The organism is Streptomyces millisiae (assembly GCF_031845425.1).
Lineage (GTDB): Bacteria > Actinomycetota > Actinomycetes > Streptomycetales > Streptomycetaceae > Streptomyces > Streptomyces millisiae.
This window is the reverse complement of sequence record NZ_JAVREM010000055.1, coordinates 36,884-43,887: the sequence shown is the minus strand read 5'-3', so window position 1 is coordinate 43,887 and position 7,004 is coordinate 36,884. Positions and strand designations below refer to the sequence as shown.

6 protein-coding genes and 2 pseudogenes are annotated in these 7,004 nt (G+C 70.4%); 7 read left to right on the top strand and 1 reads right to left on the bottom strand.

All coding sequences use genetic code 11. The features are described from left to right. The 6 genes and pseudogenes from RNC47_RS27880 to RNC47_RS27855 all read left to right on the top strand — a co-directional run. Positions 1-124: pseudogene (locus RNC47_RS27880) on the top strand (IS481 family transposase); the annotation flags it as partial. Positions 125-565: 441 nt separating this feature from the next. Next, positions 566-1,345: a TetR/AcrR family transcriptional regulator gene (locus tag RNC47_RS27875; protein ID WP_311602633.1), complete on the top strand. Its 780-nt coding sequence runs from the start codon at positions 566-568 to the stop codon at positions 1,343-1,345. Then, positions 1,311-2,255: an alpha/beta hydrolase family protein gene (locus tag RNC47_RS27870; RefSeq protein ID WP_311602631.1), complete on the top strand. Its 945-nt coding sequence runs from the start codon at positions 1,311-1,313 to the stop codon at positions 2,253-2,255. Before RNC47_RS27875 ends, RNC47_RS27870 begins: the two co-directional genes overlap by 35 nt. A gap of 309 nt (positions 2,256-2,564) precedes the next feature. Next, complete coding sequence (locus RNC47_RS27865; protein ID WP_311602629.1) at positions 2,565-3,473, top strand: SDR family NAD(P)-dependent oxidoreductase; 909 nt, start codon at positions 2,565-2,567, stop codon at positions 3,471-3,473. A 123-nt stretch (positions 3,474-3,596) separates the two neighbouring features. Then, positions 3,597-3,794 (top strand): annotated as a pseudogene (locus RNC47_RS27860) (IS701 family transposase); the annotation flags it as partial. A gap of 211 nt (positions 3,795-4,005) precedes the next feature. After that, on the top strand, positions 4,006-5,238 hold the full coding sequence (locus tag RNC47_RS27855; RefSeq protein ID WP_311602628.1) for a DUF418 domain-containing protein: 1,233 nt from the start codon (positions 4,006-4,008) through the stop codon (positions 5,236-5,238). Positions 5,239-5,260: 22 nt separating this feature from the next. Here the strand turns inward: RNC47_RS27855 and RNC47_RS27850 are convergent, their stop codons facing one another. Further along, positions 5,261-5,677 (bottom strand): ankyrin repeat domain-containing protein, encoded by a 417-nt coding sequence (locus RNC47_RS27850; protein ID WP_311602626.1) that lies wholly within the window; start codon positions 5,675-5,677, stop codon positions 5,261-5,263. A gap of 78 nt (positions 5,678-5,755) precedes the next feature. Here RNC47_RS27850 and RNC47_RS27845 point away from each other — a divergent pair, with 78 nt between their 5' ends. Beyond that, positions 5,756-6,985 (top strand): sensor histidine kinase, encoded by a 1,230-nt coding sequence (locus tag RNC47_RS27845; RefSeq protein WP_311602624.1) that lies wholly within the window; start codon positions 5,756-5,758, stop codon positions 6,983-6,985. Positions 6,986-7,004 lie beyond the last annotated feature (19 nt).

The following is a 7,004-nucleotide window of genomic DNA, read 5'->3' as shown; positions in this document are numbered from 1 at the left end:
CAGCAACAGCGAACGAACCGCCGCCCTCAACGACTACCTCCACACCTACAACTACCATCGCTGCCACACCGCACTCGAAGGCCAACCCCCGATCACCCGCGTTAACAACGCCGCGAGTCAATACACCCAGGCCCGAGCCGATCCAGAACCCGGGTGGCGGGCCCGCCTCGGCGTAGTAGCGGGTCAGCGGTGTGCTGAGACTCCGGTCGCCGTCGCCCGCGGCGACCGACTTCAACAGGTACTTGTAGCCATCGCCGGCCGACATCACACGCATCGAAACCGTCACAGTCGCGCCCCTTCCTCTGGCGCCAGGTAGGCGTGAGCACGACCGGCCAACGTCGCTCCATCACGCCGCCCTCGGGCGGCGTCGGCCTCGTCTGAAAGACGTGTGATGGCTCCGTGGTCGAGGGTCGGACGCTCGGTCGAGGGCGACGGACGGACCTGATGGAGCGGTCCACGGCTGGTTCGGTCGGAGACATTGATCGGGAGCAGGACATCACCAGCATGATCTTCTAGAATAGCAGTGATACCCATAACAGTTCAAGTTAGTGTATCGTCGCTACCCATGAACACGAACGAGTCGTCGGAAGCGATCGAGGGCGATGTCCCCACCAGGCTGATGCGTGCCGCGGAGCGCCTGCTGGCCTCGTCCGTCGACGGTCGAATCTCCACGCGTGAGATCTGCGCGGGTGCGCAGGTGACGGCCCCGACGCTCTACCACCACTTCAAGGACAAGGACGCCCTACTGGACGCGGTGGTACTCGAAGGGTTCAGCGCGTATCTGGACCGGAAGCGTGCCGTGCAGTGGAGTGGCGATGTGTTCGAAGATTTCCGAGCGGGTTGGGACATGCACGTGTCCTTCGGCTGCGAGCATCCTGCCCACTACCGGTTGATGTTCGGGAATCCCCAGGTCGATCGCATCGCTCCCGCGGCGTTGGTCGCGCAGGACGAAGTCGCCCGCCAGGTCGCCGAGTGGGCGGCCAAAGGTCATCTGAAAGTCCCCGTCGACGCGGCGACGCAGACGATGTCCACCGCCGCGGTCGGCGTGACGCTGCAGCTGATCGCCGCGCGGGCCGACAACACCCACCCGATCTCGACGAACGTGCGAGACACCGTCGCCGAGGCACTGTTTCACCCCGTGAGCAACGACGACGCACTCGCGACAGGTGTCATCCGCCCGGCCCGACAGCTCCTGGACGCCCTGCAACACGGTCCGACCGGTCCGTTGCGCCCGGCCGAGGTCGCGCTGCTGCGCGAATGGCTCGTGTCCCTCGCAGACCAGTCCAGACAGCAGAACGAAGGGGAAGCGCATGACCGATGCAGCCGAACACACCCTCACGCATGACGCGGTGACGGAGACGATCAAGGCTTTGGCCGCAGGATACGGAAACATCCTGCGGTCACCGCTGCTGAAGAACCCCGGCGACTACGACCTCGACTACGAGAACATCACGTTTCCCTCCACGGACGGCACGCCACTGGAGGCCTGGTGGATCCCCCGGGCAGGGTCCCACAAGCTCATCATCGCCAATCACCCGCTGTGGTTCAGCCGTTACGGGTTCCCCGGCCACCTCGAACCGTGGACGTCGATCGGCGGCGCGACCGGCAACGACTTCGAGGTGGACTACGTGCCCGACTACCGCATCCTGCACGACGCCGGCTACAACGTCCTGACCTACGACTTCCGCAACCTCGGACACAGCGGCAGCGCCAACTCCGGCGGAGGGAGCGGAGGTCGCTTCGAGGCCCGCGACGTCCTCGGCTCCCTGCACTTCGCGCGCGCCGACGACCGCACCAGCGGAATGACCATCGGTCTGTTCAGCCGCTGCCAGGGCATGAACGCCACGATGTTCGCGATGCAGGAGCATCCCGACGAGTTCGCCGACGTCCGCTGCGTCCTCGCGCCCCAGCCGCTGTCGGTCGGCGTCACCATGAAGCGGAGCCTCGAAATGCTTGGCTCCCCTGAGCGCATCGACGAACTCGAGCGAGAGATCCAGCTTCAGGTCGGATTCACCTTCGCGGAGATGACGCCCGTCACCTGGGCCAAGGCGGTCCGGACACCCACTTATCTCTATCAGGTGAGGGACGATCTGATGACCGATCCCAGTGATGTACAAGCCATGTACGACAACATCCCCATCGGGGACAAGGAACTGCACTGGATCGAGGGCACGACCGCCCGCTGGGACGGTTACCTCGACTTCCAGCGCAACCCGCAGCCGAAGCTCGACTTCCTCGCGCGCCATATGGCATGACGACTTCCGACAGCGGGATCGCGTCCAGCGCTTCACATCGGTGGCAACGCACACGACATCTCCCACCGCGGTAGGTGGGAAGGTGCGAGCTGATCACCACACGGCGATAGCGCGCACCCGTCTCCACGACCATGCGCGACACCGTCGCCTCAGCACTTCTTCACCCTTCCCGGCCGGCACAACAAGCTCCAAGACGCGGCGCCGAACGGCGCACTGGAGCCCTCAAGTCCGGCCGAGGTCGCGTTGCTGCGCGAATGGCTCACGTCCCTCACAGATCGATCCACATGACAAGACGTTGAGGAGAAGCACATGACCGAGAATGCCCAAGGCGCGGAATCACGAACACTCAAGGGCAAGCAGGCGATCGTCACCGGAGCGACGCGCGGCATCGGGGAGGCCATCGTCCGTCGGCTCACCGCCCAAGGGATGAGCGTGGTCATGATCGGCCGCAGCGACACGACACTACGACAGGCCGCCGACCGGATACGTGCGGCGGTCCCAGGGGCTGAACTGCGCCTGGAGAGCGCGGACCTGTCGCTGATCCGGGATGTCCGCTCACTGGCCGACCGACTCGCCGACAGCACGTCTCCCAGCGTGGTGATCAACAACGCTGCGGTCACAGCCGACACCGGCACGCGCACCGACGAAGGCGTCCAGCTCACCTTAGCCACCAACCACCTGGCGCCGTACGTGCTGATGCGCACCCTCGCCGAGTCGGTCAAGGCTCCAGCCAGGTTCGTCGTGGTCGGCGCAAGCCCCACCGTGCTGAGGTCCTACCCCGTGGATCTCGACGACCTCCACGCGCAGGAGGCCCGGGCGCTCAGTCGCTTCGCCAGCTTTCGACCCTTCGCCGCCTACGCACGCACCAAGAACATGAACACCATGTTCGTTTACAGCCTGGCACGTCGGCTGGCGGATAGCGGGATCACCATCAACGGGGCCCACCCCGGGATCATCGCCCAGACCGGTCTGTCCCGCGACGCGCGCGGACTTGAAAAGGCGCTGGCCAGGATGGTGAACCTCAACCCCTTCAGAAAGTCGCCCGACCAAGGGGCCGACAACCCCGTGTGGGTGGCGACCGACCCCAGCCTCGACGGCGTGAACGGACGCTTCTTCGTGGACCGTAAGGACGTCACCACCCCCGACCACACGCTTTCCTTCGAACGGTGCGAGGCCCTCTGGGAGCGCAGCGCGGAACTGGTCGGCATGGAGCCCTAGTACTCCAGTCGCAGTTCGCTATTTGCGCTGGTCGGCAGGGTGTTTCTGAGTGTACTCACGTGATGGCCCGTCAGGTTGGCGCGGGTTCGTGACCTCGGGTGCGGCGGCGCCGTTGTGCTGGTCATGCACGATGATGTGCGCCCTGATGTCTGGTCGGCGGAGCTGGAAGAGGTGCTCGTCCGGGTAGGGCACCGGTTCGGGCGGGTGGACCTGTGACGGCGGATGCGGGCCTACGTGCGTGGCTTGCCGGGGCCGGTAGCTCGAAAGAACGGCTGGCAGCTGGCCGAGTACGCGGGCCACAGCACTCCGTCCGGGTTGCAGCGCGGGGTGCCTGGGCGGCGCTGCCGACCGGCCGGCGAGCACGCCGCCGTGCCACCCGCGGCGGTTGACCGCGCGGCTGCGCGCCGTTGGCGCGGCCCTCGACCGTCAACCTTCGGCCGACAACAGCCCCGCCGCGCGGCGACTTCGGTCGTCGAAGGCCGAGACCCCTGACCGACGCGGCCGCCGCCCCGCCGCTCCTAGCGTCCCGCGCATGGGAAGTCACTCGGTGGCCCGTGGGCCCGTGCGGGCGGCGGAACGGGCGCTGGCGCCCGATCTGGCGCGCGGCGTCATGCTGTTGCTCATCTGCCTCTCCAACACGGGTTTCCACCTGTACGCCGCCCACCACGGCGCGTCCGGCTGGCACCCGGACGAGGGCTCCACGGCGGACCGGGTGACGCAGTTCGTGATGATCACCTGCCTCGACCTGCGGGTGTACCCGCTGTTCGCCTTCCTCTTCGGCTACGGCATGACGCAGCTCTACCTCCGGCAGACGGCCCGCGGCGCCACCCCGCGTGACGCCGTGCGGCTGCTGCGGCGGCGCGGCCTGTGGCTGATCGTGTTCGGCTTCGCGCACGCGGCGTTCCTGATGGCCGGCGACATCACCGGCGCCTACGGGGTGGCGAGCCTGCTGCTCGGCTGGCTGTTCGTCCGCCGCGGCGACCGGACCGTGCTGGTCGGCGCCGCCGTGGCCCTCGCCCTCGTGCTGCTTTCGGCGTGGCCGGCGGTGACGGCCGTCGCGGCCGGCGACCTCGGGCGGCTCGGGGACGCGCCGACCGAGCCCACGACCGTGGTGTACGCCGCCGGCGAGGACGACCCGCTGGCCGCGGCCGGCACCCGGCTGACGACCTGGGCGTTCGTCACGCTGGCCGGCGGCTTCCTCGCGGCGCCGATGTTCCTGGTGATGCTGCTGGGGTTCTGGGCGGCACGCCGACGCGTGTTGGAGGAGCCGGCGCGGCACCTGCGGCTGCTGCGGTGGACGGCGGTCGTCGGCATCACCGTCGGCTGGCTCGGCGGCCTGCCGGCGGCGCTGGCCCACGTCGGCGCCCTGCGGGTCCCGGCGGACGCGGTCTCGGAGGCCGGCGCGCTCCGGCTGATATCCGAGGCCACGGGCCCGTTCGCCGGCCTCGGCTACGTGGCGGTCTTCGCGCTCCTCGCCGGGCGCCCGCGGCGGCCCGGCCGGGCGACGCGGGCCGTGGCCGCGCTCGGCAGCCGCTCGCTCTCCGGCTACCTCGCCCACTCCCTGCTCTTCGCGCCCCTCCTCGCCGCCTGGGGCCTCGGCCTCGGCGCGCACCTGTCGAGCGCGACGATGGCGCTCCTCGCCTGCGCCGTCTGGCTGACCACGGTCCTCGCTGCGGCCCTCCAGGAACGCCACGCCCCCGACCACCCGGGCCCGGCCGAGTCCCTCCTCCGCCGCCGCACCTACGGCCACCGCGCCGCGCCGTAGGCGCGGAGAGGCGGCGCGTCGGCTACCGCGCTCCGAAGAGTTCCAGCAGCTCCGTGCGGCCGAACATGCGGGCCGTGTCGATGGCGGAGGGCTGGCCGGCCGAGGGGTCGGCGCCGGCGTCCAGGAGGGTGCGGACGACGTCGATCTCGCCCTTGAAGACGGCGCCGGCGATCGGGGTCTGGCCGCGGTCGTTGACCCGGGTCGCGTCGGCGCCGCGTTCGAGCAGGGCCCGCACCGTGTCGGCGTGGCCGTGGTACGCGGCGAGCATCAGCAGCGTGTCGCCCCTGTCGTTGCTGAGGTTCGCCGGCACCCCCGCGTCCACGTAGGCGGCGACGGTGTCGGTGTCGCCCTGCCGGGCCAGGTCGAAGACCTTGGCGGCGAGCTGGAGCACCTCGGGGTCGTGCGCGGGCTCGTTGCTCTCCGGTGCGGGGCCGGTCATGGGGACGCCTCCTCGGTCGAAACCGCAGGCGGGAGCGGAACCGCGCTGCTTGCACCAAGCCTACGTACTCTGGCCGGCATGGCCCTCACATTCCCCCGCAGGTCCCCCGGCGCGGCCGAGCCGTGGTTCCGGGTGGACGTGCTCATGGCGTTGCTCGGCGTGGTGCTGCTGGTGGAGACCGGCGCGCTGTTCCTCCGGGACCTGGACCTGGGCCCGCTCGCGCTGGCCGGCGACATCGCGGTGCGCACCGCCTGCTGGGCCGCGTTCGGGGTGCGGCACCGGTGGCCGGTGGCGGTGGCCACCGGCGCCCTGCTGGCCTGCCTCGGCTACTACCCGCTGTCCTCCGCCGACGGCGCGACGCCGATGATCGCCCTGGTCGCCGCCCTGTACACGGTGGCCAGGGCCGGCCAGCTGGCCGCCGCCGTCACGCTGGCCGCGCTCGCCGTGCTGTTCGTCACCTACGGCGAGACGCTGGCGGAGGACGGGGTGCGGCACGTGGACAACGTGGCCCTGCTGATGCTCAGCGGCTGGGTGGTGAGCCTGATCGCGCTGGGGCACGCGATGCGGGTGCGCTCCGCCTACCAGCAGGAGGTCGAGCAGCGGATGCTGGCCGCCGAGCGGGAGCGGGACGGCCGGGCGCGGCAGTCGGCGACCGAGGAGCGGCTGCGGATAGCCCGCGAGCTGCACGACGTGCTGGGCCACAACATCTCGCTGATCAACGTCCAGTCGGCCGCCGCCCTGCACCGCAGCGCCAAACGACCGGGGCAGACGGCCGAGTTGGTGACGGCGCTGGAGTTCGTGCGGGACACCAGCAAGGAGGCGCTGCGCGAACTGCGGGCCACACTCGGGGTGTTGCGGCAGGTCGACGAGGCCGCGCCGACCGAGCCGGCGCCCGCGGGGCTGGAACGGATCGCGGAGCTCGCCGAGCGGGCCTCGGTGGGGGGCCTGCGGGTGCGGGTCACGACGGAGGGCGAGCCGCCGGTGGTGCCGGCGCAGATCTCGCTGGCCGCCTACCGGATCGTCCAGGAGTCGCTGACCAACGTGACCCGGCACGCCGGGGCCAACACGGCCGAGGTGCATCTCGCGTACGGTCCTGGCGAGTTGCGGCTGCGCGTCGAGGACGACGGCGCCGGCGCGTCCGACGCGGGCGCGCTCGGCAGCGGCATCGCGGGGATGGCCGCCCGGGCCCGCGCGCTCGGCGGCGAGCTCACCGCCGCCAACCGCGAGGCGGCTCCCGGCTTCCGCGTCAGCGCGCGGCTGCCGCTGCCAGGCGCCCGACTCGCGGACGGCCGCCCCACCGCCGGCTGATTCGGCCGCGGCGCCCGGT

Bases quoted from the DNA above. Each gene is read 5' to 3' on its own strand.
- RNC47_RS27870 (WP_311602631.1), top strand. From the start codon at position 1,311: ATGACCGATGCAGCCGAACACACCCTCACGCATGACGCGGTGACGGAG.
- RNC47_RS27850 (WP_311602626.1), bottom strand. From the start codon at position 5,677: ATGACCGGCCCCGCACCGGAGAGCAACGAGCCCGCGCACGACCCCGAG.
- RNC47_RS27875 (WP_311602633.1), top strand. From the start codon at position 566: ATGAACACGAACGAGTCGTCGGAAGCGATCGAGGGCGATGTCCCCACC.
- RNC47_RS27855 (WP_311602628.1), top strand. From the start codon at position 4,006: ATGGGAAGTCACTCGGTGGCCCGTGGGCCCGTGCGGGCGGCGGAACGG.
- RNC47_RS27845 (WP_311602624.1), top strand. From the start codon at position 5,756: ATGGCCCTCACATTCCCCCGCAGGTCCCCCGGCGCGGCCGAGCCGTGG.
- RNC47_RS27865 (WP_311602629.1), top strand. From the start codon at position 2,565: ATGACCGAGAATGCCCAAGGCGCGGAATCACGAACACTCAAGGGCAAG.